The sequence below is a fragment of the Streptomyces sp. NPDC056296 genome (assembly GCF_042268605.1).
GTDB lineage: Bacteria > Actinomycetota > Actinomycetes > Streptomycetales > Streptomycetaceae > Streptomyces.
Genome location: NZ_JBHJRX010000095.1, coordinates 1 through 22,457 on the forward strand (window position 1 = coordinate 1; position 22,457 = coordinate 22,457).

The 22,457-nt window shown below is 72.9% G+C and carries 18 protein-coding genes; 6 read left to right on the forward strand and 12 right to left on the reverse strand.

Translation table 11 applies throughout. The features are described 5' to 3' along the window. Window positions 1–101: 101 nt before the first annotated feature. Window positions 102–995 (reverse strand): formyltetrahydrofolate deformylase, encoded by an 894-nt coding sequence (purU, locus tag ACFCZF_RS38785; RefSeq protein ID WP_375918358.1) that lies wholly within the window; start codon window positions 993–995, stop codon window positions 102–104. 47 nt (window positions 996–1,042) lie between these two features. Further along, window positions 1,043–1,543 carry a hypothetical protein gene (locus ACFCZF_RS38790; protein WP_310872832.1) on the reverse strand — a complete coding sequence of 167 codons (501 nt, stop codon included), beginning with the start codon at window positions 1,541–1,543 and terminating at the stop codon, window positions 1,043–1,045. Between the two features lie 117 nt (window positions 1,544–1,660). On the opposite strand from ACFCZF_RS38790, the gene ACFCZF_RS38795 reads away from it, so the two are divergent. Then, window positions 1,661–2,977 (forward strand): ABC transporter substrate-binding protein, encoded by a 1,317-nt coding sequence (locus ACFCZF_RS38795; protein WP_376675669.1) that lies wholly within the window; start codon window positions 1,661–1,663, stop codon window positions 2,975–2,977. 57 nt (window positions 2,978–3,034) lie between these two features. Here ACFCZF_RS38795 and ACFCZF_RS38800 read toward each other — a convergent pair whose 3' ends face one another. Together ACFCZF_RS38800 and ACFCZF_RS38805 are read right to left on the reverse strand one after the other, a co-directional pair. Further along, window positions 3,035–5,005, reverse strand: a complete 1,971-nt coding sequence (locus tag ACFCZF_RS38800) for a hypothetical protein (RefSeq protein ID WP_376675670.1) — start codon at window positions 5,003–5,005, stop codon at window positions 3,035–3,037. A 201-nt stretch (window positions 5,006–5,206) separates the two neighbouring features. Further along, window positions 5,207–6,592 carry a transcriptional regulator gene (locus ACFCZF_RS38805; RefSeq protein WP_375918366.1) on the reverse strand — a complete coding sequence of 462 codons (1,386 nt, stop codon included), beginning with the start codon at window positions 6,590–6,592 and terminating at the stop codon, window positions 5,207–5,209. Between the two features lie 294 nt (window positions 6,593–6,886). Between ACFCZF_RS38805 and ACFCZF_RS38810 the strand changes: the two genes are divergently transcribed. The 3 genes from ACFCZF_RS38810 (at window position 6,887) to ACFCZF_RS38820 (ending at window position 10,058) form a co-directional block, all read left to right on the forward strand. After that, window positions 6,887–7,540, forward strand: a complete 654-nt coding sequence (locus tag ACFCZF_RS38810; protein WP_375918368.1) for a bifunctional DNA primase/polymerase — start codon at window positions 6,887–6,889, stop codon at window positions 7,538–7,540. Between the two features lie 86 nt (window positions 7,541–7,626). Beyond that, the gene (locus ACFCZF_RS38815; protein ID WP_376675671.1) at window positions 7,627–8,403 is read left to right on the forward strand and encodes an ABC transporter ATP-binding protein; all 777 of its coding nucleotides are present in this window, start codon (window positions 7,627–7,629) and stop codon (window positions 8,401–8,403) included. Next, window positions 8,400–10,058 (forward strand): transporter, encoded by a 1,659-nt coding sequence (locus tag ACFCZF_RS38820; RefSeq protein WP_376675672.1) that lies wholly within the window; start codon window positions 8,400–8,402, stop codon window positions 10,056–10,058. The genes ACFCZF_RS38815 and ACFCZF_RS38820 overlap by 4 nt, the downstream gene beginning before the upstream one ends. Before the next feature lie 52 nt (window positions 10,059–10,110). Here ACFCZF_RS38820 and ACFCZF_RS38825 read toward each other — a convergent pair whose 3' ends face one another. Both ACFCZF_RS38825 and ACFCZF_RS38830 read right to left on the reverse strand, forming a co-directional pair. Next, window positions 10,111–11,082, reverse strand: a complete 972-nt coding sequence (locus tag ACFCZF_RS38825; RefSeq protein ID WP_376675673.1) for an alpha/beta fold hydrolase — start codon at window positions 11,080–11,082, stop codon at window positions 10,111–10,113. A gap of 608 nt (window positions 11,083–11,690) precedes the next feature. Then, a complete protein-coding gene (locus ACFCZF_RS38830) occupies window positions 11,691–12,383 on the reverse strand; it encodes a metal-dependent transcriptional regulator (RefSeq protein ID WP_375918380.1) in 693 nt (230 codons plus the stop codon). A 211-nt stretch (window positions 12,384–12,594) separates the two neighbouring features. Between ACFCZF_RS38830 and ACFCZF_RS38835 the strand changes: the two genes are divergently transcribed. Next, window positions 12,595–13,350: an SIS domain-containing protein gene (locus ACFCZF_RS38835; protein ID WP_376675674.1), complete on the forward strand. Its 756-nt coding sequence runs from the start codon at window positions 12,595–12,597 to the stop codon at window positions 13,348–13,350. A 536-nt stretch (window positions 13,351–13,886) separates the two neighbouring features. Here ACFCZF_RS38835 and ACFCZF_RS38840 read toward each other — a convergent pair. Both ACFCZF_RS38840 and ACFCZF_RS38845 read right to left on the reverse strand, forming a co-directional pair. After that, a complete protein-coding gene (locus ACFCZF_RS38840; protein ID WP_375918385.1) occupies window positions 13,887–15,290 on the reverse strand; it encodes a PAS domain-containing protein in 1,404 nt (467 codons plus the stop codon). A gap of 568 nt (window positions 15,291–15,858) precedes the next feature. Further along, on the reverse strand, window positions 15,859–16,959 hold the full coding sequence (locus ACFCZF_RS38845) for a citrate synthase 2 (protein ID WP_375918391.1): 1,101 nt from the start codon (window positions 16,957–16,959) through the stop codon (window positions 15,859–15,861). Between the two features lie 287 nt (window positions 16,960–17,246). Here ACFCZF_RS38845 and pdxH point away from each other — a divergent pair, with 287 nt between their 5' ends. Then, the gene (gene pdxH, locus ACFCZF_RS38850; RefSeq protein WP_376675675.1) at window positions 17,247–17,933 is read left to right on the forward strand and encodes a pyridoxamine 5'-phosphate oxidase; all 687 of its coding nucleotides are present in this window, start codon (window positions 17,247–17,249) and stop codon (window positions 17,931–17,933) included. Between the two features lie 32 nt (window positions 17,934–17,965). Here pdxH and ACFCZF_RS38855 read toward each other — a convergent pair whose 3' ends face one another. The 4 genes from ACFCZF_RS38855 to ACFCZF_RS38870 form a co-directional block, all read right to left on the reverse strand. After that, window positions 17,966–18,592, reverse strand: coding sequence for a TetR/AcrR family transcriptional regulator (locus ACFCZF_RS38855; protein WP_375918396.1), 627 nt, complete (start codon window positions 18,590–18,592; stop codon window positions 17,966–17,968). Continuing rightward, window positions 18,580–19,314, reverse strand: coding sequence for an enoyl-CoA hydratase family protein (locus ACFCZF_RS38860; protein WP_376675676.1), 735 nt, complete (start codon window positions 19,312–19,314; stop codon window positions 18,580–18,582). Before ACFCZF_RS38860 ends, ACFCZF_RS38855 begins: the two co-directional genes overlap by 13 nt. Continuing rightward, window positions 19,311–20,915: a 4-coumarate--CoA ligase family protein gene (locus ACFCZF_RS38865; protein ID WP_376675677.1), complete on the reverse strand. Its 1,605-nt coding sequence runs from the start codon at window positions 20,913–20,915 to the stop codon at window positions 19,311–19,313. The genes ACFCZF_RS38860 and ACFCZF_RS38865 overlap by 4 nt, the downstream gene beginning before the upstream one ends. Before the next feature lie 211 nt (window positions 20,916–21,126). Beyond that, complete coding sequence (locus ACFCZF_RS38870; protein ID WP_376675678.1) at window positions 21,127–22,281, reverse strand: acyl-CoA dehydrogenase family protein; 1,155 nt, start codon at window positions 22,279–22,281, stop codon at window positions 21,127–21,129. Window positions 22,282–22,457: the final 176 nt, after the last annotated feature.

The window sequence follows — 22,457 nt, forward strand, 5'->3', positions numbered from 1 at the left end:
CCCCTTGAGGGCGTCCACTGCACGCCCTCAAGGGGCGCGGGGAACTGCGCGAGCAACCACCCACCACCCGCAGCCGCCCGCGAAACAGAACCCCCACCCCGCTAGGCGAACACCACCGTCCGCCGCCCGTTCAGCAGAATCCTCCGCTCCGCGTGCCACTTCACGGCCCGCGCCAGCGCCTGGCACTCCACGTCCCGCCCGACCGCGACCAGCTGGTCCGGCGTGACGTCGTGGCCCACCCGCTCGACCTCCTGCTCGATGATCGGCCCCTCGTCGAGGTCGGCCGTCACGTAGTGCGCGGTCGCGCCGATCAGCTTCACGCCCCGCGCGTGCGCCTGGTGGTACGGCTTCGCGCCCTTGAAGCTCGGCAGGAAGGAGTGGTGGATGTTGATGATCCGGCCGCTGAGCTGCTTGCACAGGTCGTCCGAGAGGACCTGCATGTAGCGGGCCAGCACGACGAGTTCGACGTTCTCCTCGCGCACGATCTCCAGGACGCGCGCCTCGGCCTCCGCCTTGGTGTCCTTGGTCACGGGGATGTGGTGGAAGGGGATGCCGTAGGACCCCACCAGCTCGGCGAAGTCGGTGTGGTTGGACACCACCGCCGCGATCTCCACCGGCAGCGCGCCGATCCTGGCCCGGAAGAGCAGGTCGTTCAGGCAGTGCCCGAACCTGCTCACCATGAGCACGATGCGCATCTTCTCGTCGGCCCGGTTGATCTGCCAGTCCATGTGGAAGGCGTCACCGATGGCCGTGAAGCTGGCGCGCAGCTTGTCCACGGTCACCGGCGCGTCGGCCGAGAAGTGGACGCGCATGAAGAACAGTCCCGTGTCGTGGTCGCCGAACTGCTGGCTGTCCTCGATGTTGCAGCCGGTCATGAACAGGTAGCTCGACACGGCGTGCACGATGCCCTGCTTGTCGGGGCAGGACAGGGTGAGGACGTACTGGTCGGCCGGGGCGGCGGCCCGGGGGACGGCCGCGGAGGACTGCTCGTTCATGCAGGACAGGGTCCCATATCCGGACCCTGCCCCCGGCGGGCGTCCCGTCAGGCGGACCGGGTCAGGATCTGCAGCACCTCCAGGGTGCGCGGCTCCGTCTCCGGGTCCTCGCCGTCACCGGCGGCCAGCCGCACGTGCGCGTCGCGCGCCGCCCGCACCGCCTCCGGCCAGTCCGGGTGGTCGAGGTAGGCGTGCACGGGCGCGTCCGGCCCCACCTGGTGCATGATCCGCAGTACGCGCAGCACGGCGGTGTCGACGAGCGCCGCCTCCTGCGAGTCGCGGAAGACCGTGCCGACGTACTTCTCGGCGGACCAGTGATCCAGCCAGGTGTCCTCCACCAGCCGGTACACCGCGTCGGTGACGTCGCCGTAGCCGTCCACACCGGCCAGCCAGACGTCCCGCTGGAAGGCGGGGGCGGAGAGCATGTGCAGCGCTGAGCGCACCTGGCTGCGCCAACGCCACCACGGCATGTCGTTGAGTGGCATGCCGCCCATGGTGGAGGAGCGACGGCCGCGACGGGAAGAGTTCTCCGAACCTTGCACGGTCATCGATCGTACGTTCCCCTCCACCCGTGCCTCACCGACCCCCGCAATTCACCTCCGCGTCACCACGCGTTGACCGCAGGTCACTTACAGGTTAGCCGTGTGACGGAATCGTGCGGGTACATGACCGGCAGGCGACCCACCCGCAGCACCTTCCTCCGCGGCCCGCGCGGCCGCTCCCGGGCCACCCGCACCGGCGCTCTGTCCGCGGGCGCCCTGGTGGCGTGTGCGTCGTTCGCCGCCGGCTGCGGGATCGTCCCCGGTGCCACGGGGGGCTCCGGGGACGATCCGATCACCGTCATGACCTGGGCCCCGCAGGACACGGGCGCGACCAACAAACCGGGCATGCCCGCCTTCGCGCAGGCCTACGCCCGCTGGATCAACGACCGGGGCGGCCTCGGCGGCCGCGAACTCAACGTCCTGACCTGCAACGACCACAACGACGGCATCGCCGCCGCGAAGTGCGCCCGGCGCGCCGTCAAGGAGAACGCGGTCGCCGTCGTCGGCTCCTACAGCCAGCACGCCGACTCCTTCTTCCCCGTGCTGGAGGGCGCCGGCATCCCGTACATCGGCGGCTACGGCATCACCAACACGGAGTTCACCAGCCCGCTGTCCTACCCGGTCAACGGCGGCCAGCCGGCGCTGCTGGCGGGCCTCGGCAGCACGCTCGCCGACTCGTGCGGGCCCGTCACCCTCGTCCGGCCGGACACCATCGCGGGCGACCAGCTGCCCGCGCTGCTCGACTCGGGACTAACCGCGGGCGGGCACGAGCGCGCCGAGGACCAGCGGGCGGCGGAGGACGCCACCGAGTACGACGGACAGTCCGAGCAGGCGCTGGAGAGCACGACCACGGACCCGGCCGAACCGGGGTGCGTGGTGCCCGTCCTGGGGGACCGCACCGGTACCTTCATGGACTCCTTCCGGCGCGCCCGCGAGGACTACCCCGAGGTGGGTACCGCGAGCGTGCTCGGCAGCGTCGACCAGACCACGATCAACGCGAGCGGCGGGGCGTCCGGGCCCTACGAGGGCGCGTACGTCACCGGCTGGTACCCGGCGGTGAACGACCCGGCCTGGGACGCGATGAAGAAGGTGATCAAGGCAGAGTCGTTCGGGGACAACGACGTCGACGCGGCGGACGCCGGGGTGCAGACCACCTGGATCGCGTACACCGTCTTCAAGGCGGCCGTCGAGTCCCTCGGCGACGGCGAGGTCAGCGCCGACACCCTGACCCGCTCCCTCGACGACGGGCTGAGGATCGACACGGGCGGGCTCACCCCGCCCCTCCGGTGGAAGTTCCAGGACAAGCTGGCGTCGGTCGGCTTCCCGCGCCTGGTCAACGCCGAGGTCACCCTCCAGGTCGTACGGCAGGGCCGCCTGGTGTCGGCCCGTGAGGGCGCCGTGGACACCACCCGCACCTTGCAGAACGCCGACGTGGCCTGAACGAGCCGGCGCCACGGGCGGCCGGGCGGGCCGGGCGGGGGCCACCCGCCCGGCGGGTCACAGCTGGGTCGGCTGGCGTTCCGTCAGACCGTACTTCTTGGCGATGGTGTTCCAGAGCTTGGCTGCCTCGGCCTTCTCCTTGCTCGCCGTGCCGCTCGCCCGGTTGCCGGCCTGGGTGTGGCTGGTGGTGCGGGCCTTGCCCTTCTTGCAGCCCTTCTTGCCGGCCGTCTGGTCGGCCCAGGCCGCGTAGTGGTTGTCGGCCGACGCCGAGGCCTGCCACGCCTTGGTGAGGGCGGTGGTCAGCTCGGTGTGCCGCGGCAGCTTGTCCACGGACAGCTGGGAGAGGCTGGTGACCAGCCCGGTGCGCTGCTTGGCGGCGTCGCGCAGGTCCTTGGCCGCCTTCGGCAGGTTGTCGCAGGACTTCACGTCCCCGACGGCGTTGATCACCGTGGTCCGGCCGGTGCCGCTCTCGGCCAGCAGCTTGTCCAGCTCGACGGCCTGCTGCCGGACCGGGTCCACGGACGGCGAGGCGGAGGCCGACGCGGACTCGGAGACCGGGGCCGTGGCGGACACGGTCTGGTTGCCGCCCTCGTCCTCCTCGCCACCGCCGCCGGCCATCATGGCGCCGGCGCCGACACCGACGACGGCTATACCGACGCCCACGGCCGCGAGGAGCGGCAGGCGCGAACCGGTCCGCCCGCCGCGGCCTCCCCGGCCGCCCCCGCCGTCCTGCCCGCGCCGCCTGCCGCCGCCACCGGCGCCACCGCCGCCGCCCGGGCCCTGCGGGGCGTACATGGACTGGTCGCCGGGGCGCGGACGCTGCGGCTCGTCGAAGGCGGGCAGCTGCTGGGTGGCCGAGGCCGGGCCGTCGGCGCCCGGCGCGCTGCGGAAGAGGTTGTCGAACTCGGCGGGCGGCTGCCGCCCCTCGTCACCGCCGGGCGCGGCACCGTACGGGGCCGGGGCGGGGCCGCCGGGTACGGGCGCGATGAACTGCGTGGCCTCGGCGTCGGGGTGGGGGGCGGGCGCGGGCGCGGCGGGGGCGGGCTGGTAGCCGGCCGCGGGCTGCGAGGGGTACTGCGGTGCCCGGCCGAGGAACTGCGTCGACTCGGCGTGCGTCTGGGCGGGTCTCTCCGGAGGCAGCGCCCCCGGCGCCACGGGGGGTATGTACTGTGTGGCGCCCTCGTCCGCGGGTATCCCGACCGGCGGCAGGTACTGCGTGGCGCCCTCGTCGACGGACGCCGGGAGCGCGGAGGGGTACGGCGCGTGCGGCTGGGACGGGTGCGGTGCGTGCGGCTGGGGCCCGTGCGGCGGCTGGGACACGTGTGGCGCGTGCGGCTGGGGCGCGTGCGGCGCCTGCGGCTGGGACGCCTGCGGCGCGTGCGGCTGATACGCCTGCGGTGCCTGCGGCTGATACGCCTGCGGTGCCTGCGGCTGGGACGCCTGCGGCGCGTGCGGCTGATACGCCTGCGGCTGGGGCGCGGGCGGCTGGGACACCTGCGGCGCCTGCGGCTGGGGCGCGTGCGGCTGAGGCGCGGGCGCCTGGCCGTGCTGCCCGTACGGCGGCTGCGCTCCGTACGTCTGACCGTCGGCCGGTCCGCCGCCGTACGCCGGGGCCTGCGCGCCCTCCGGGGGCAGCGGACCCGGGCCCGCCTGGGGCGGCAGGGCGCCGGGTGCCTGTGCCGGGCCGCTCTGCGCGGGCCAGGCATGCGAGGCGGACGGCTGGACGGACGGCTGGGCGGCCGACGGGCCGGTCTCCGGGGACCCCCAGGGCTGGGCGCCGGGCGGCGTGGGCCAGCCCTGACCCTGGCCCTGATCCTGGGCCGGGCTCTGCGGCTGCTCGGGGCCCCACGGCCGGTCCCAGGCCTGGCCGCCGGGCGGCGCCGAGGCGGGCGCGGGCCGACCGGCCTGCGGGCCGGCGGAGCCGCCTGCCGAGCCCGGCAGCAAGGGCTCGCCGCCGTCCGAGGGCAGCACGATGCCTTCGTGCGCTTGCCGCGCCGAGGGCTCCTCGCCCTGTCCACTCTGCGTCACCGGGACTCCTACGAATGGGGGACCTTCGGAATCGTCGGCTCACGCTACCGGGTCCTCGGAGCCCACTGCCACGCCGCATGGGGCGTGGACTCCTTCCCTGTGACAGCAGTAACAAAACCAGGCCGCGGCACGCTGTTCATGGCGCCTGCCGCTCACCGCGCCGTCGTTTCCGGCACGTTCACGCGTCCGCGGCCCGTTCGTTCACGCGGCGGCCTGCAGATCGAGCCGCGCCCCGAACTCCCTTACCACCGCCTCCTCCCGGTACGGCTCCAGTCGGGCCTGGAAGTCCTCCAGGTACTCGGCGCCCCGGTTCGAGCGCAAAGTCTCGAGGAGTTCCACGGCCTTCGTCGCGGTGTTGCAGGCCTGTTCCACCTCGCGCTGCTGCACCTGCGCGGTGGCGAGCAGCACATGTCCGATGGCCCGCCTGCGTGCCCGCGACTCCGGATGCCCGTCCAGGGACTGCCGCGCGTACCGTGCCGCCGCGTCGGCCTGCCCGAGGTCCCGGTGGCAGTGCGCCAACTCGTCGGCGAGATAGGCCTCGTCGAAGTGCGCGATCCACACCGGGTCGTCCCCGGAGGCCGGATCGGCCGTCTCCATCGCGCCGACCGCCCGCCCCGCCGCCGTATGGGCCGCCCGTACGTCGCCCAGCAGCGCGTGGCCGCGGGCCTCGGCCGCGTGGAACATCGCCTCCGCGCGCGGCGTCACCCGCCCGCGCGCCCCCTCCTGCGCCGCGCGCGCCAACTGCGCGATCTCACGCGGGTTTCCGAGCTGCGCGGCCAGGTGGCTCATGGACGCGGCCAGGACGTACCCGCCGTAACCGCGGTCCCCGGCCGCCTGCGCCAGCCGCAGCGACTGGATGTAGTACCGCTGGGCGAGGCCCGGTTGCCCGGTGTCGACGGCCATGTATCCGGCCAGTTCGGTCAGTCGGGCCACCGTGGCGAACAACTCCCGCCCGACCGCCTCCCGGTAGGAGCCGGCGAGCAGTCCGGAGACGACGCTGTTCAGGTAGTGCACGACGACCGGGCGCACGTGCCCGCTGCCGTACTGGTGGTCCAGGTCCACCAGCGCCTGCGTCATCGCCCGCACGGCCGCCACGTCGGACTGGCCCACCCGAGGCCCGGCCGCGCGCGACACCTGCGAGTCGGGGGCGGAAATCAGCCAGTCCCGGCTGGGCTCGACGAGCGCGGAGGCGGCGACGGAGGAGCCGGACAGGAAGTCCCGGCGACCCACGTCGCTGCGCCACAACTCGCAGACCTGCTCGATGGCTCCCAGTACCGTCGGCGAGAACTGGAGGCCGACACCCGACGCGAGGTTCTTGCCGTTGGCCATGCCGATCTCGTCGATCGTGACCGTGCGGCCCAGCTTGCGCCCGAGCGCCTCGGCGATGATCGCCGGTGCCCGGCCGCGCGGTTGCTGTCCACGCAGCCAACGGGCCACGGACGTCTTGTCGTACCGCAGGTCGAGGCCGTGCTCGACCCCGCACATGTTGACCCGGCGGGCGAGGCCCGCGTTCGAGCAGCCCGCTTCCTGAATGAGCGCCTGCAGTCGTTCGTTCGGCTGCCGCGCGACGAGAGGCCTTGCGGCCATGGCGTAACCCCCATGCGGTCTCATGCGGTCTCGATGCTGTCCCGGCGGACGAAAAGATCCGGCCGTGAAGATCAATGCCCCGTCGATGTGCCGACAATGCGAGATTTGCGAAGCTTGCGAGGATTGCCGGGGCCGCGGCTGAAGCCGGCCCCACACCTGGCTACCCAGCTCCCGCGGCGAATCCTCCCGCGCGCCCCCATACATGCACCCATGCGCCCCGGATGCGGAATCGATGCTCCTCCCCCGCGCGCACACCCCCCGTAACCCCCGTTGAGCACGGGAGTTGAGTTCCACGTGGAAGAGACCATCCCCGGCACCGAAGCCGCTCAGATCCCCCAGCAGCGCGGCACATCGCTGCTGGAGACCGCCGTACGCTATGCCGAGGAGCGTCACTGGGACGTGTTTCCCGGCACCTGGCTGGTAGCCGCCGACGGGGTGCAGCACTGCTCCTGCGAGGACCCCGCGTGCGCCGCCCCGGGCGCGCACCCGGCGCGCGAGGACTGGGCGACGCAGGCGACGGGCAGCGCGACCGTGGCCCGCCGGATGTGGCAGAAGCAGCCGACGGCGTCGATCCTGCTGCCCACCGGGCGCACCTTCGACGCGATCGACGTCCCCGAGACCGCGGGGTTCCTGGCCCTGGCCCGGATGGAGCGGATGGAGCTGACGCTCGGTCCTGTGACGCTGACACCGGACCGGCGGATGCGGTTCTTCGTTCTCCCGGGGGCCGCGGTGAAGGTACCGGACCTCGTGCGGCGGTTGGGATGGTCGCCGTTGTCCCTCGACCTGACTGCACTGGGGGAAGGGACGTACGTGGCCGCGCCGCCCACGCGGTACGGGACGCGGGGGGCCGTGCAGTGGGCCTGCCGGCCGACGCCGGCGAACCGGTGGCTGCCGGATGTGGAGGAGTTGATCTCGCCGTTGGCGTACGCGTGCGGCAGGGATCGCTAGGGGACGCCTGCGAAGCCGCGGATCGGCACAGCCCCGCGCCCCTTCCTGGCGCTTCCCCGTAGGGTGCGAAGCCGACGGAGGGAGACGTGGTGAGCGCGAGCGCCGTACGCGTACAAGGGCTCTGGAAGCGGTTCGGGCAGCAGGTCGCCGTGGGCGGGATCGATCTGGAGTTGCCCGCGGGCAAGTTCATCGGGCTCGTCGGACCGAACGGGGCCGGGAAGACCACCACCCTCTCCATGGTGACCGGGCTGCTGCGGCCGGATCAGGGATCGGTCGAGGTCGTCGGGCACGACGTCTGGCGTGATCCGGTGGAGGTGAAGGCCCGGATCGGGGTGCTGCCCGAGGGGCTGCGGCTGTTCGAGCGGCTGTCCGGGCGAGAACTGCTCGCCTACACGGGGCGGTTGCGCGGACTGCCCGGGTCCGAGGTGGACAAGCGGGCCACACAGCTGCTCGACGTGCTCGACCTGTCCGGAGCCCAGCACAAGCTGGTCGTCGACTACTCGACCGGCATGCGGAAGAAGATCGGACTCGCGGCCGCGCTGCTGCACAACCCCGAAGTGCTCTTCCTGGACGAGCCGTTCGAGGGCGTCGACCCGGTCTCCGCCCAGACCATCCGGGGCGTCCTCGAGCGCTACACCGCCTCCGGAGCCACCGTCGTCTTCTCCTCCCACGTCATGGAGCTGGTGGAGTCGCTGTGCGACTGGGTGGCCGTCATGGCCGCCGGCCGCATCCGCGCCACCGGCACACTCGCCGAGGTGCGCGGCGAGGCGGCCTCCCTGCAGCAGGCGTTCCTCGAACTCGTCGGCGCCGGGGGCCGGGACGCCGGGTCCGACCTGGACTGGCTGGGCGGCGGGTCCCGATGAGTGCGGAAACCACCCCCTTCGCCGCCGGCACACCGGGCACGCCGGGCACGCCAGGCGCGTCCGCCGCCTCCGCCGCGTCCGTCACACCCGTCTTCGTACGGCTGAAACTGTCCCTGCTGCGCAACGGGCTGCGGCAGTCCGGTGGCCGGCGGGCCGCCTACATCGCCTCGGCCGTCGTCGTGCTGCTCTTCGCCGCGCTCCAGCTGATCGGCCTGATCGCGCTGCGCGGATACGCGCACGTGGACTCGCTGGTCGTCCTGCTGGCGGCGGTGCTGGGCCTCGGCTGGGCGGTGATGCCGCTGTTCTTCCCCGGCGGCGACGAGACGCTCGACCCGACCCGGCTGGTGATGCTGCCGCTGCGGCCCCGCCCGCTGGTCCGGGCCCTGCTGACGGCGTCGCTGGTGGGCATCGGGCCGCTGTTCACGCTGTGCGTGTTCGCCGGTTCCGTGGTCGCGGTCGCGCACGGCGGGGCGGCGTACGCCGTCGGGGTCGTCGGCGCCGTCCTCGCACTGCTGGTGTGCGTGACCCTCGCCCGGGCCGTCGCCGCCGCCAACGTGCGGCTGCTGACCAGCCGCAAGGGACGCGACCTCGCGGTGCTGAGCGGTCTGGTCGTCGCGATCGGGGCGCAGCTCGTCAACTTCGGCGCGCAGCGGCTCGGCTCGTCGGGACTGGAGCAGCTCGACCCGGTGGCCGGCGTGCTGCGCTGGGTACCGCCCGCGTCGGCGATCGGCGCGATGGACGCGGCGAGCGACGGGTCGTACGGCGTCGCGCTCGCCCAACTGGCGCTGACCGCGGCGGCCCTCGTGCTGCTGCTGTGGGTGTGGGAGCGCCACCTGACGCGGCTGATGACCACGCCCGACGGTTCCACCCTGCAGAGCGACACCCGGCCGGTGCGCGAGCGCGGCTCGGCCGGACTCGCCCGGCTGCTTCCCGCGGGCCGCACCGGCACCACCATGGAGCGCGCCCTGCGTTACGTGTGGCGCGACCCCAAGACCAAGGCGGCCTGGGTGACCTCGCTGGCCATCGGCCTGATCGTGCCGGTGTTCAACGCCTGGCAGGGCACCGGCTCGGTCTACTTCGCCTGCTTCGCCGCCGGGATGCTCGGCATCCAGATGTACAACCAGTTCGGGCAGGACACGTCCGCGTTCTGGATGGTCGCGATGACGATCTCGTCGACCCGGGACGCGTACGTCGAGCTGCGCGCCCGCGCGCTGGCCCTGCTGCTGATCACCCTGCCGTACGCGACCCTCGTCACCGTCCTGACCACGGCGATGCTCGACGACTGGCGGACGCTGCCCGAGGCGCTCGGCCTGTCCTTCGCGCTGCTCGGCGCGATGCTGGCGACCGGCGCGTGGACCTCGGCGCGCTTCCCGTACTCCATCCCGCAGGAGGGCTACAAGAACGTCGCCCCCGGACAGGTCGGACTGGCCTGGATCTCGATCTTCGGCGGCATGGTCGGAGCGGCCCTGCTGTGCGCTCCCGTGATCGCGCTGACGATCTGGCTGAACGTGCGCGAGGGCGGCGACGGGGGCTGGCTGCTGCTGCCGGTGGGCACGGTCTACGGCGCCGCGCTGACGCTGCTCGGTCTGCGGCTGGCGGCGCCGCGCACGGCGAGGCGGCTGCCGGAGATCCTCACGGCGGTCAGCAAGGGGTGACGGCCCGCCCCGGGTGCGGTCAGCAAGGGGTGACGGCCCGCCCCGGGTGCGGTCAGCTCTCCCGGAGGGAGTCCAGGAAGGGCTCGATGGCCGCCCGCCACGCCTCCGGCTGGTCGTAGTGGACGAGGTGGCCCGCGTCGGCGACCTCCGCGTACTGGCCACGGGGCAGCACGCGGACCATCTCCTGCGCCTCGGCCCGGCCCAGCTCGCCGTCGAGGCCGCGGACGACCAGGGTCGGGCAGCGCACCTGGGCCAGCTCCTCCCAGTGGGCGTCGTAGACCCAGGTCTCGCGGGACCTGAGCATCTGCTCCGGCTCGAAGACGGGCCGCCAGCCGTCCGGGGACTCGGCCATCACCTCGGCGTAGAACGCGCCCCGGGCCGGGTTCGGCCGCTCCACCCACGGGTCGTCCTCGCCGAACCACTTGCGTACGTCGGCGAGCGTGGCGAAGGGGACCGGCCAGGCGCGGAACCACTCGGTCCAGGTGTGCTGCGAGGCGGCGCCGAGCGCGGAGGCCCGCATGTCGCAGATGATCAGACCACGGACCAGGTCGGGGCGTTTGGCGGCGAGCTGCCAGGCGGTCAGCGCGCCCATGGCGTGGCCGATCAGGACGGCCGGGCCGAGGCCGAGCTGCTCAAGGGTGGCCTCCAGGTCCTCGACGTAGGCCTCGCGGGTGTACGACGCCCGCGGGGGCTTGTCGCTGCGGCCGTGGCCGCGCTGGTCGAGGGCGACGGCCCGGTGACGGCCGGAGAGCCAGCGGGCGGTGGGGGCCCAGTGCGAGGCGCGGCCCATCAGGCCGTGCAGTAAGAGCACGCCCGGCAGGTCGCCGGCCCCGTACGCGGGGTTCGCCCGGGCCGTGTCCGCCGGGGCGAGGTCCCCCGATGCCGGGCCCCCCGACGCCGTGTCCCCCGGTGCCGTGTCCGCCGGTGCCGTGTCGTGCGTCCGGTCGGTCTTGGGAGGGTCGCCGAACTCCCAGGCCGCGAGGCGTACGCCGCCCGCGCCGGTCACGTCGATGCGCCGCGCCATAGGTCCTGGCACCCCCAAGCTCCGCTCGGACCGCCCGCCCCTCCCGGGCCGGTCGTTCCTGTGAACCGTGAACCGTGTCCTGCCTGTCGTGCCTTGCCGTACCTGTCGTGACCTGTCGTGGTGTCCGCGACCGATCGACGCCCGCAGAGTATCGAATGCCTATTCGAGAGCGCCGTCTTGCCGAGCAACACCCCTCATTCGAGTGACACCTCTCAGGGATTGATCGCCGTCGCCGAGGGGAGATCTTCAACGGGAGGCGGACCGCTCGGGGAAAACGGTCCGAGGGGATTGACCCTGGGAGCTCGGGGCTCCGGGTCAGTACAGGGGAGGACAGGCCCCGGCGCCACACGGCGCCGGGGCCCTCTCCAGCTCTCCGGCACGCCCACCCCTCTCCGACCGGCCCCGCTCCGGCCGGCCCTTCTCCGGCCGGGCGACATCGCTGTCAGGCCACGGCCGAGCGCCCCGCACGTCATATGCCTCACGCCACAGCCTTGCACGCGAAGCGTCCGGGCGCTGCGATTCGGCGCACTGAATCCAGGAAACGACGGGATCGGCTCGGTGACGCAAATTCCCCTCGTACGGCGGGAAGTTGACGTCCCAACGACCACTCAGCGCTTGGCGACGAACACGTGGGAGGCGACGTCCGCCTCCAGCTCGGCCGCCTCGCCGCCGCTGCCCACCAGCACACCGCCCGCCGACTCCGTCACGCTCACCACCGAACCGGGCTGCACACCCGCCCGGCGCAGCGTGTACATCAGCTGCGCATCCGTCTGGATCGGCTCGCCGATACGGCGCACCACGACCGTCTTGCCCTCCGGCCCCGGGTCCAGGTCGGCGAGCGACACCATGCCCTCGTCCAGGAACGGGTCCGCGCTGTCCGTCTCGCCCAGCTCCTCCAGGCCCGGGATCGGGTTGCCGTACGGCGACTCGGTCGGGTGCCGCAGCAGCTCCAGCACGCGGCGCTCGACGGCCTCGCTCATCACGTGCTCCCAGCGGCAGGCCTCGGCGTGCACCTGCTCCCACTCCAGGCCGATCACGTCGACGAGCAGGCACTCCGCGAGCCGGTGCTTGCGCATCACGCGGGTGGCCAGCCGACGGCCCTCGTCGGTCAGCTCCAGATGCCGGTCGGCCGCCACGGACACCAGACCGTCGCGCTCCATCCGCGCCACCGTCTGGCTGACCGTCGGGCCGCTCTGGTCGAGCCGCTCGGCGATCCGGGCGCGCATCGGGACCACACCTTCCTCTTCCAGCTCGAGGATGGTGCGGAGATACATCTCCGTGGTGTCGATCAGTCCGGACATTCGTGCCCCTTGATGAGATTGCCGGAGGCTACGGCCCACCGGCGCGTGCGCTGGCCCTGGCTTCAATTCTGACGCATACCACTGACAACCGTGCATCGCCGCGGAAAGCCGGGCCCGCACGGTCCACCCTGCCGCATTGACGCCGTATTGACACCGCACTGGTCCAGACCGCACGGTGATCCGCGACGCAGCCACACCGAAGGGGTCCCGCATGAGCGACCGCAAGCCGGCCGGCCAGTTCATCGACGCCGCGATCGACCTCCTGCGCCGCGTCCGCGACGAGGAGGCCGACACCGTCGAGGCGGCCGGCACGCTGCTCGCCGACACCGTGCAGAACGGCGGCCGGCTCTTCGCCTTCGGCGCCGGTCACTCCTCCCTCGCCGCCCAGGACGTCGTCTACCGCGCCGGCGGACTCGCCCTGATGAACCTGCTCGCCGTGCCCGGCGTGGTCGGCGTCGACGTGATGCCGGCGACGCTCGGCTCCGCGCTGGAACGCGTCGACGGCCTCGCGAGCGCCGTACTGGACTCCTCGCCGCTCCGCGAGGGCGACACCCTGGTGATCATCTCCCTCTCCGGGCGCAACGCCCTGCCCGTGGAGATGGCCCTGAACGCCCGCGCGCTCGGCGTGCGGGTCATCGGGGTGACCTCGGTGGCGTACGCCTCCCGGACCAAGTCACGGCACACCTCCGGGACCTTCCTCAAGGACCACTGCGACATCGTGCTGGACTCCAAGATCGCCGTCGGCGACGCGGAACTCACCCTCGACACCGTCCCGGCACCCTTCGCACCCGCCTCCACGGTCGTCACCAGCGCCCTCCTCCAGGCCGTGATGGCCACGGCCGCCGCCACCCTCGCCGACCGCGGCATCGAGCCCCCGCTGCTGCGCTCGGGCAACGTGGACGGCGGCCACGAATGGAACGGACGCGTGCTGGAGCAGTACCGCGACCGGATCTTCTACCGCCGCTGAGCGACTACGGGGCGGCACGGTAGGGGGCGGGGCGCGGGGCGCAGGTCGGCGCGGGGCGCAGACCGGCACGGGGCGCGCCGCCCGGACCGGCACGGGACGCCGCGCAGACCGGCGCAGGGCACACCGCCCGGACCGGCACAGGACGCCGCGCAGACCGACACGCCGCGCCGGGGCGCGCCACGCAGACCCGCGTAGGGCACACCGCCCGGACCAGCACGGGGCGCCACGCAGACCGGCACGGGGCGTCGGAGCGCGCCACGCAGACCCGCGCAGGGCACACCGCCCGGACCCGCCACGGGACGCCACGCAGACCGGCGCAGGGCGTCGGAGCGCGCCACGCAGACCCGCGCAGGGCACACCGCCCGGACCCGCCACGGGACGCCTTGCAGACCCGCGCAGGGCGTCGGAGCGCGCCACGCAGACCCGCGCAGGGCACACCGTTCAGACCGACACGGGGCGCACCGCTCAGACCGGCGCAGGGCGGAACGCGAAGAGCCCTACGGGGCGCACCGCGCAGAACCCCACGGGGCGCCCCGCTACCGCTTCTCCAGCGCGCCGGCCAGATCCAGGGCCGTCGCGATGCGGACCGCCACGTCCTCGGCGTACATCGCGTCGGGCCGCTCGAACGCGCTGCGCCCGGCGCCCCGCAGGAACGTGACGACGCCCAGCGTCCGGCCCCGGCTGCGCAGCACCGCGCACAGGCCGTGCACCGTGTCCGTCGGCCACTGCCGGGCCGCGGCCCACTCACGCACCTGCTCGGCCGGCACCGCGCGGACACCGGCGCTGGCCCGCACCGAACCCGCCCGCTCCACGCACTGCACCGCCGGGTGCCCCTCGCCGTAGCGCACCGGCATCCCGGCCGTCCCGGTCGGCACGCTCGGCCCGGGCGCGCCGGACGGTGTGGCCGCGACCCGGACCAGCCGGACCGGCTCCGACGCGTCGGTGTCGGTCACCGCCCCGCCCACGACCCGGTCGATCAGGGCGTGGTCGGCGAACCCGGCGAGCGCGAAGTCCAGGTGGACGACCGCCGCCTCCGCCGGGTCCTCGCACTCGGCCGCCGCACGCGCCGCGCGGTGCAACTGGTTGCCGCGGAAGCGCAGCAGGGCCGCCTCCTGCTCGGCCTGCTTGCCCTCGGTGATGTCCTCGAACAGCCAGCCGACGCCCAGCGGCACCGGCTCCTCCGCCAGCGGAGACGCCAGCCGCACGAACCCGCTGCGCCAGCACCGGCGCCGCTCACCCTCCGGGGTGCGCACGCTCACCCAGACCTCGGCGGGCGCGGGCGGCGCACCCTCCGCCAGCACATGCGTCAGCGCGTTCTCCAGCTCCTCCACGCCCTGGGCGAGCAGATCACCGAGCGGCCGGCCCAGTACGGACGTGCGCCCGGCGCCCAGCGCACGCGCCGCGTGGGCGTTCACGACGGCGGGGCGCAGGTCCACGTCCACCAGCACGACGCCCCAGCTCGCGTCCTCCAGCAGGGCCTCGCTCAGCGCGATGGACCGCTCCAGGTCGATCTGCGCGTGCACCTCGCTGAACGCGCAGTACACCCCCGCGGGCCTGCCGTCGGGACCGCGTACGGCCGCGGACTGGGTGCGCACCAGCACCCGCCCGCCGTCCTTGGTCAGCAGCGCGAACTCGTGCACCTGACGCCCCGGGGCCCGCATCGCGGACAGCAGCCGCTCCTCGACCTCCCCGGCGTCCGCCCGGCGCACCGCCCACCCGGCGAAGCCCTGCCGCCCCACGGCCTCGGCCGCGGTCCAGCCCAGGATCCGCTCCGCCTCGCGGTTCCAGTGGGTGACGATGCCGTGCGCGTCGAAGGCGCACAGGGCGGCGTCCATCCCGTCGAGGAGCGCGGCCAACAGGTCCGCGCCGTCCCGCTCGGGCTGTTCCGGCTCGTCCGGCCCCAGCTCGTCGGTGGTCCCACTACGCCGGGAAGCACTCACCCTGGACCCCCTGCAGGCTGCGTCCGCCGTACGGTACGTCGGTTCGCTCACTGGCCTTCATTCAACTCGAACGTGATGCAGCACACACCGAGTTCCCGCAAGATTGCAGAAATCGTTGTACTGCGGAAACTCGGCATACGCCCCCGTCATGAGGGGTGCGGGGCGAGCCGCAGATCGACCCACTCGCCGCTCGGTCCCCCTGTCGGTTCGTCATGGGCGAAACCGTAGGTGACCAGCGAAGACGCGTCCATGGGAGGGCGGCGGGGAATCGACTCGAAAAATCGATTGAACGGCGGCCGACCGGTTCCTAGGGTGTGCAGTACACAAGAAGGGAGGTGGTTCGGCAGATGTATGACAACCGGACGCGTGAGGTGGCTGCGGGCTAGCGGCCCGTCACCACAGCGAGTGCGGTGCCGGACCAGCGCGTGAAAGACGCGTGCAGCCGGCCCAATCCCAAGCAGTCACCCGACCCGCGAGTCGCCGGTACGTCCGGCCGGCTCCTCCACGGAGGAACCAGACTCGCGGGTCGTCTGCGTTCTACAGGACCCGCCAGGTGTTACCGGACTCGTCAGTCCGCGATGTCGGCGTAGCCCTCGATGTCGCGCGGGTCGCGGGAGCCCGGGCCCACGTAGCGGGCGGAGGGGCGGACCAGGCGGCCGGTGCGCTTCTGTTCGAGGATGTGGGCCGACCAGCCGGCCGTGCGGGCGCAGGTGAACATCGAGGTGAACATGTGGGCCGGGACCTCGGCGAAGTCCAGCATGATGGCGGCCCAGAACTCGACGTTGGTGGCCAGCACGCGGTCGGGGCGGCGGGCGTGGAGTTCCGCCAGGGCGGCCTTCTCCAGGGCCTCGGCGACCTCGAAGCGCGGGGCGCCCAGTTCACGGGCGGTGCGGCGCAGGACGCGGGCGCGGGGGTCCTCGGCGCGGTAGACGCGGTGGCCGAAGCCCATGAGGCGCTCGCCGGCGTCGAGGGTCTTCTTGACGTAGGCCTCGGCGTCGCCGGTGCGCTCGATCTCCTCGATCATGTGCAGGACGCGGGAGGGGGCGCCGCCGTGCAGCGGGCCGGACATGGCTCCCACGGCGCCGGAGAGGGCCGCCGCCACGTCCGCGCCGGTGGAGGCGATGACGCGGGCGGTGAAGGTGGACGCGTTCATGCCGTGCTCGGCGGCGGAGGTCCAGTAGGCGTCGACCGCGGCGACGTGCTTGGGGTCGGGCTCGCCGCGCCAGCGGATCATGAAGCGTTCGACGACGGACTGCGCCTTGTCGATCTCCCGTTGCGGGACCATGGGCAGGCCCTGGCCGCGGGCCGACTGGGCGACGTAGGACAGGGCCATGACGGCGGCGCGGGCGAGGTCGGCGCGGGCCTGCTCGCCGTCGATGTCCAGGAGGGGTTTGAGGCCCCAGACCGGGGCGAGCATGGCGAGCGCGGACTGGACGTCCACGCGGATGTCGCCGGAGTGGACCGGGATCGGGAAGGGCTCCGCGGGCGGCAGGCCGGGGTTGAAGGCGCCGTCGACGAGCAGGCCCCAGACGTTGCCGAAGGAGACGTGCCCGACCAGGTCCTCGATGTCGACGCCGCGGTAGCGGAGGGCGCCGCCCTCCTTGTCGGGTTCGGCGATCTCCGTCTCGAACGCGACGACTCCCTCTAGTCCGGGTACGAAGTCGGACATCAGGCGGCTCCTCGTGATCGTGATGTGTGGCGACCTGTGCGGGGGCGGTGCGGTCGTCCCCATGGGCCCACCGGTCCATGGGATCCGGCGGGTCCGTCGGATCCACGGTCGTTTCGACGACTCGCGGTCCTGGCGGTCACCCCTGTGATGCCCCGTACGGTCGGCGGTCATCCAACCGGAGCGGGAGCAAGCACGATATCCCCGAGTGCCACGCTTGGGGAGGGGTTGCGGCACTCAGTGCCACTGGGTGACATAAGACACGGGCACGGCGGCCCGGATACGGCAGGATGGCCGGTGTGACCGATCGCGAAGCCGACTCCGCCGTTCCCTTCGATCTCGCCTCGATGCGCAAGCAGTACCGGGCCGAGGGGCTCTCGGAAACCGAGCTGGCGGCGACTCCCGTCGAGCAGTTCGCGCGCTGGTTCAAGCAGGCCGCGACGGAGGGCGGGCTGTTCGAGCCGAACGCCATGGTCGTCTCCACGGCGGACGCGGAGGGCCGGCCCGGCTCCCGCACGGTGCTGCTGAAGCACTTCGACGAGCAGGGGTTCGTCTTCTACACGAACTACGACTCCCGCAAGGCGCGTGAGCTGGGCGAGAACCCGTACGTCTCGCTGCTGTTCCCCTGGCATCCGATGGCCCGGCAGGTGATCGTGTCGGGGGTCGCGCGGCGTACCGGGCGGGACGAGACCGCCGCGTACTTCCGGACCCGGCCGCACGGCTCCCAGCTGGGTGCCTGGGCCAGCGTCCAGTCGGCGGTGGTGGCGGGCCGGGACGCCCTGGACTCCGCGTACGCCGAGCTGGCGGCGCGCTATCCGGAGGGTGAGCAGGTGCCGGTGCCGCCGCACTGGGGCGGGTTCCGGGTGGTGCCGCACGCGGTGGAGTTCTGGCAGGGGCGGGAGAACCGGCTGCACGACCGGCTGCGGTACGTGGCGGAGGCGGGCGGGGGCTGGCGGGTGGAGCGGCTCGGTCCGTGAGCGGCCCGACCGGCGACTCCGACCGGCGTCGCTCAGTCCAGCGCCCCGTCCAGCAGCCGGGCCCACTGCTCGACCACGCGTTCCCGGCGGGCCGCGTCGTCGGTGAGGAGGTTGGCGAGGCCCAGGCCGCGGGCCATGTCGAGGAGGCCCTGGACGGTTTCGCGGGCGCCTGGGCGGGTCTCGTCGGCGCCGAGGAGGTCGACCGCTATGCGGTGCGTCTCGCGGCCGACGCGGGCCTCCAGCTCGGTCACCCGGCCGCCCAGCTGCTCCTCGTTGGAGGCGGCCACCCACAGGTGGAGGGCGGCGCGGAACAGCGGGCCCGTGTAGAGGTCGACCAGGGCGGCGACCACCGCGCGGCGGTCCGCCGCCGTCGCGCCCTCGGGGAACAGGGCGCGCAGCGCGACGGAGCGTTCCTCGGCCACGTACTCCACGGCCGCCGTGAAGAGGTCCTCGCGGGTCGGGAAGTGGTGCTGGGCGGCGCCGCGGGAGACGCCGGCGTGTTCGGCGACGACGGAGACCGTGGAGCCCGCCCAGCCGCGTTCGGCGAGGCAGGCCACGGCGGCTTCGAGGAGCCGTTGCCGGGTGGCCCGGCTGCGGTCCTGCTTGGGAACGCGCTCCGCGCGGTCGGCCGTGTTCACGGCGCCGCTCACACCACCCATTCCGGATCCCGTCGTTCGAGGAAGGCCGTCATCCCCTCGCGGGCCTGCGGGGAGGCGAACAGCCGGGCCGAGAGCGCCGTCAGTTCTGCCGCGTCCCGGTCGAAGGCCTCCAGCACCCTAGTCGTGAGCAGCCGTTTCGTCTCGGCCAGAGCCTGTGGTGAGGCGCGACGCACACCGTCCAGTACGGGTTCCAGTACGGCGTCCACGTCGTCGCCCGCCGCCGTGACCAGGCCGATGCGGGCGGCCTCGGCGGCGTCGAAGCGCTCGCCGGTGAGGTAGTGGCGGGCGAGGGCGCGGGGGTCGGTGCGGGGCAGCAGCGGGAGGGAGATGACGGCGGGGGCGACGCCGATGCGGACCTCGGTGAAGGCGAACGTCGACGTGGTGGACGCGCCCGCGATGTCGCAGGCGGCGAGCAGACCGAGGCCGCCCGCGCGGACGTGCCCGGTGACGCGGGCGACGACCGGTTTGGGCAGCTCGACGATCTGCCGGAGCAGGCCGACCAGGGCGTCCGGGTCGGGCGGGTCGCGCAGGTCGGCGCCGGCGCTGAAGGTGTTGCCGGTGTGGGTGAGGACGACGGCGCGGACGCCGGTGTCCTCGCCGGCTTCGGTGAGGGCGGTGGCGAGGTCGCCGACGAGGGCCGCCGAGAGGGCGTTGCGGTTGTGCGGGGAGTCGAGGGTGAGGGTCTCGACGCCCCGCGCGCGTGTGCGGCCGACGAGGCTCATGAACGGTCCCGCAGTTCCCGGCGGAGGATCTTGCCGCTGGCCGCCCTGGGCACGCCGTCGATGAAGGTGACCCGGCGGACGCGTTTGTAGGGGGCGACGCGTTCGGCGACGTACATCATGATCTCGCCCTCCGAGAGGGCGGCCGCGGCCGGCTGGCGCACCACGTACGCGTGGGGCACTTCGTTGCCGTCGTCGTTGTAGGCGCCGATGACGGCCGCGTCGGCGATGCCGGGGTGGGTGAGCAGGAGGGCCTCCAGTTCGGCGGGGGCCACCTGGAAGCCCTTGTACTTGATCAGCTCCTTGACGCGGTCCACGACGAACAGCCAGCCGTCGGTGTCGACGTGCCCGACGTCCCCGGTGTGCAGCCAGCCTCCCCCACTCTCGGCTTCGCTCGAGCGGGAGGTGCCCCCACCGTCGATCATGGCGGCGGTGGCGTCGGGGCGGCCCAGGTAGCCCTTCATGACTTGGGGTCCGCGGATGAGGATCTCGCCGGACTCGCCGGCGGGGAGGTCCTTGTCGGGGTCGTCGAGGGAGACGACGCGCATCTCGGTGCCGGCGATGAGCTTGCCGACGGTGCCGGGCGGTGCGGCGCTCATGGCGTCCAGGGGGACGACGTGGGTGCCCGGGGACAGTTCCGTCATGCCGTACGCCTGGCCGACGGGCGGCAGGCCGAGCCGCTGGGAGCAGGCGGCGGCGAGCTTCGCGTCCAGGGGGGCGGCGGCGCTGACGATGTACTTCAGGGACGAGAGGTCGTAGTCGGCGACCAGGGGGTGCTTGGCGAGGGCGAGGACGATCGGCGGGGCGACGTACAGGCTGGTGATGCGGTGGTTCTGGATGGCGGCGAGGAACTGCTCCAGGTCGAAGCGGGGCAGGACGACGACGGTGGCGCCGAGCCTCAGCGGGGCGTTCATGAGGGCGGTCAAGCCGTAGATGTGAAAGAAGGGCAACACCGCCAGGACGCGGTCGCCCGGTGCGGCCGGCATCGCCGGTTCGAGCTGGGCGAGGTTGGTGGCGACCTGCCGGTGGGTGAGCATCACGCCCTTGGGGGTGCCGGTGGTGCCCGAGGAGTACGGCAGGACGGCGACGTCCTCGGCGGGGTCGACGGCGACGGACGGTTCGGGCGCGGCGGAGGCCAGCATGTCGATGAGCGAGCGGTGGCCGGGCGCGCTGTCGCAGACGAGGATCTCCTGGACGCCGCCCGCGAGTTCGGCGGCCCGGCGGGCGGTGTCCAGCAGGGGTGAGACGGTGACGATCCAGCGGGCCCGCGAGTCGCCGAGCTGCTTGGCGAACTCCTCCGCCGTGGCGAGCGGGTGCACGGTGGTGACCGAGGCACCCGCGCGCGTGGCGGCGTAGAAGGCCAGCGGGAAGGCGACGGTGTTGGGGCTGTGCAGGGCGAGGACGTCGCCCTTGCGTACGCCGGTCTCGGCGAGGGCGGCGGCGACGCGCCGGTGGAACCGGTCCACCTGCTCGTACGTGAGAGTGGTGCCGTCGGTGCCGTCGATCAGCGCCGGGGTGTCGCCGTAGGCGGCGGCCCGGCCCAGCACGGCGTCGTGGATGGGCAGGTCGACGGGCGGGACGTCTGCGTACTCGCTGCGGAACACGGTTCCTCCAACACGGCAGGGTGGGCTAGGGGGTGTCGTTTGGATCTTGCCGGGGTCGCGGGGCCTGGCACGCGCATCTGCGGCGTTGTCGTCGGTTGCCAGGGCTCCGCCCTGTCGCCCTCCTCCGCCTTGCAGCTGCACGCACCAGACCCCGCTCGGCCCCGCTGCAAGGCGCCGTCACTTGGAGCCGACCTGATCCAAACGACACCCCCTAGTACGACTTGGGCAGGCCCAGGGCCTGGTGGGAGACGTAGTTGAGGATCATCTCCCGGCTCACCGGTGCGATACGAGCCACGCGCGACGCCGTTATCAGCGAGGCGAGCCCGAACTCGCGCGTGAGGCCGTTGCCGCCGAGGGTGTGCACGGCCTGGTCGACGGCCTTCACACAGGCCTCCCCGGCCGCGTACTTGGCCATGTTGGCGGCCTCGCCGGCGCCCATGTCGTCACCGGCGTCGTAGAGGTGCGCCGCCTTCTGCGTCATCAGGCGGGCCAGTTCGAGGTCGATGTGCGCCTGGGCGAGGGGGTGGGCGATGGCCTGATGGGCGCCGATGGGGGTCTTCCAGACGGTGCGTTCGCGGGCGTAGTCGAGGGCGCGGGCGAGCGCGTACCGGCCCATGCCGATCCCGAACGCCGCCGTCATGATGCGCTCGGGGTTGAGTCCGGCGAAGAGCTGGAGGAGGCCCGCGTCCTCGTCGCCGACCAGGGCGTCGGCGGGCAGCCGTACGTCGTCGAGGGTCAGCTCGAACTGCTTCTCGGTGGCGTTCAGTTCCATGTCGATCTGACGGCGCTCGAAGCCGGGGGTGTCGCGGGGGACGATGAAGAGGCAGGGCTTGAGCTTGCCGGTGCGGCCCTCTTTGGTTGCCACAGCCTCGGTGCGGCCGACGATGAGGGTGGCGTCGGAGATGTCGACGCCGCTGATGAAGACCTTGCGGCCGGTGAGGATCCAGTCGGTGCCGTCGCGGCGGGCTGTCGTGGTGATGCGGTGGCTGTTGGAACCGGCGTCGGGTTCGGTGATGCCGAAGGACATGAGGCGGGTGCCGTCGGCGAGGGACGGGAGCCAGTCCTGTTTCTGGGCCTCGGTGCCGAAGCGGGAGATGACGGTGCCGCAGATCGCCGGGGAGACGATCATCATCAACAGAGGGTTGCCTGCGGCGCCCATCTCTTCGAGGACCAGGGAGAGTTCGGTGATGCCGCCGCCGCCACCGCCGTATGCCTCCGGCAGGTTGACGCCGATGTAGCCGAGCTTGGCGGCTTCCTGCCAGAAGTGTTTGTTGTCGGTGCCGAGGGTGCGGGGGTGGTTCCTGGCGAAGGTTGATACCGCTTCGCGGAGGGACTTGTGCTCTTCGGATTCGATGAGGGTGGTCACTGTGCTCCTTCGGGCTGCGGGTCTCGTCGTGGCTGGTCGCGCCCACGCGGCGGAGCCGCATATTCAATGCAGCCCCGCGCCCCTAGGTGTGCTGTCCCGGGACGTTGGTGACACGCGTGCTGGGTGCTTGAACAGGTGAGGGCCTTCTGGGTTCGGTGTGGATTGCGACATCTACC

What these genes read in the sequence shown, in the direction of transcription:
- ACFCZF_RS38855 (WP_375918396.1), bottom strand. Translation starts at nt 18,592, where the DNA reads ATGGGTGGTGTGAGCGGCGCCGTGAACACGGCCGACCGCGCGGAGCGC.
- pdxH (WP_376675675.1), top strand. Translation starts at nt 17,247, where the DNA reads ATGGCCGGTGTGACCGATCGCGAAGCCGACTCCGCCGTTCCCTTCGAT.
- ACFCZF_RS38830 (WP_375918380.1), bottom strand. Translation starts at nt 12,383, where the DNA reads ATGTCCGGACTGATCGACACCACGGAGATGTATCTCCGCACCATCCTC.
- purU (WP_375918358.1), bottom strand. Translation starts at nt 995, where the DNA reads ATGAACGAGCAGTCCTCCGCGGCCGTCCCCCGGGCCGCCGCCCCGGCC.
- ACFCZF_RS38860 (WP_376675676.1), bottom strand. Translation starts at nt 19,314, where the DNA reads ATGAGCCTCGTCGGCCGCACACGCGCGCGGGGCGTCGAGACCCTCACC.
- ACFCZF_RS38790 (WP_310872832.1), bottom strand. Translation starts at nt 1,543, where the DNA reads ATGACCGTGCAAGGTTCGGAGAACTCTTCCCGTCGCGGCCGTCGCTCC.
- ACFCZF_RS38820 (WP_376675672.1), top strand. Translation starts at nt 8,400, where the DNA reads ATGAGTGCGGAAACCACCCCCTTCGCCGCCGGCACACCGGGCACGCCG.
- ACFCZF_RS38795 (WP_376675669.1), top strand. Translation starts at nt 1,661, where the DNA reads ATGACCGGCAGGCGACCCACCCGCAGCACCTTCCTCCGCGGCCCGCGC.
- ACFCZF_RS38845 (WP_375918391.1), bottom strand. Translation starts at nt 16,959, where the DNA reads ATGTCCGACTTCGTACCCGGACTAGAGGGAGTCGTCGCGTTCGAGACG.
- ACFCZF_RS38835 (WP_376675674.1), top strand. Translation starts at nt 12,595, where the DNA reads ATGAGCGACCGCAAGCCGGCCGGCCAGTTCATCGACGCCGCGATCGAC.
- ACFCZF_RS38825 (WP_376675673.1), bottom strand. Translation starts at nt 11,082, where the DNA reads ATGGCGCGGCGCATCGACGTGACCGGCGCGGGCGGCGTACGCCTCGCG.
- ACFCZF_RS38805 (WP_375918366.1), bottom strand. Translation starts at nt 6,592, where the DNA reads ATGGCCGCAAGGCCTCTCGTCGCGCGGCAGCCGAACGAACGACTGCAG.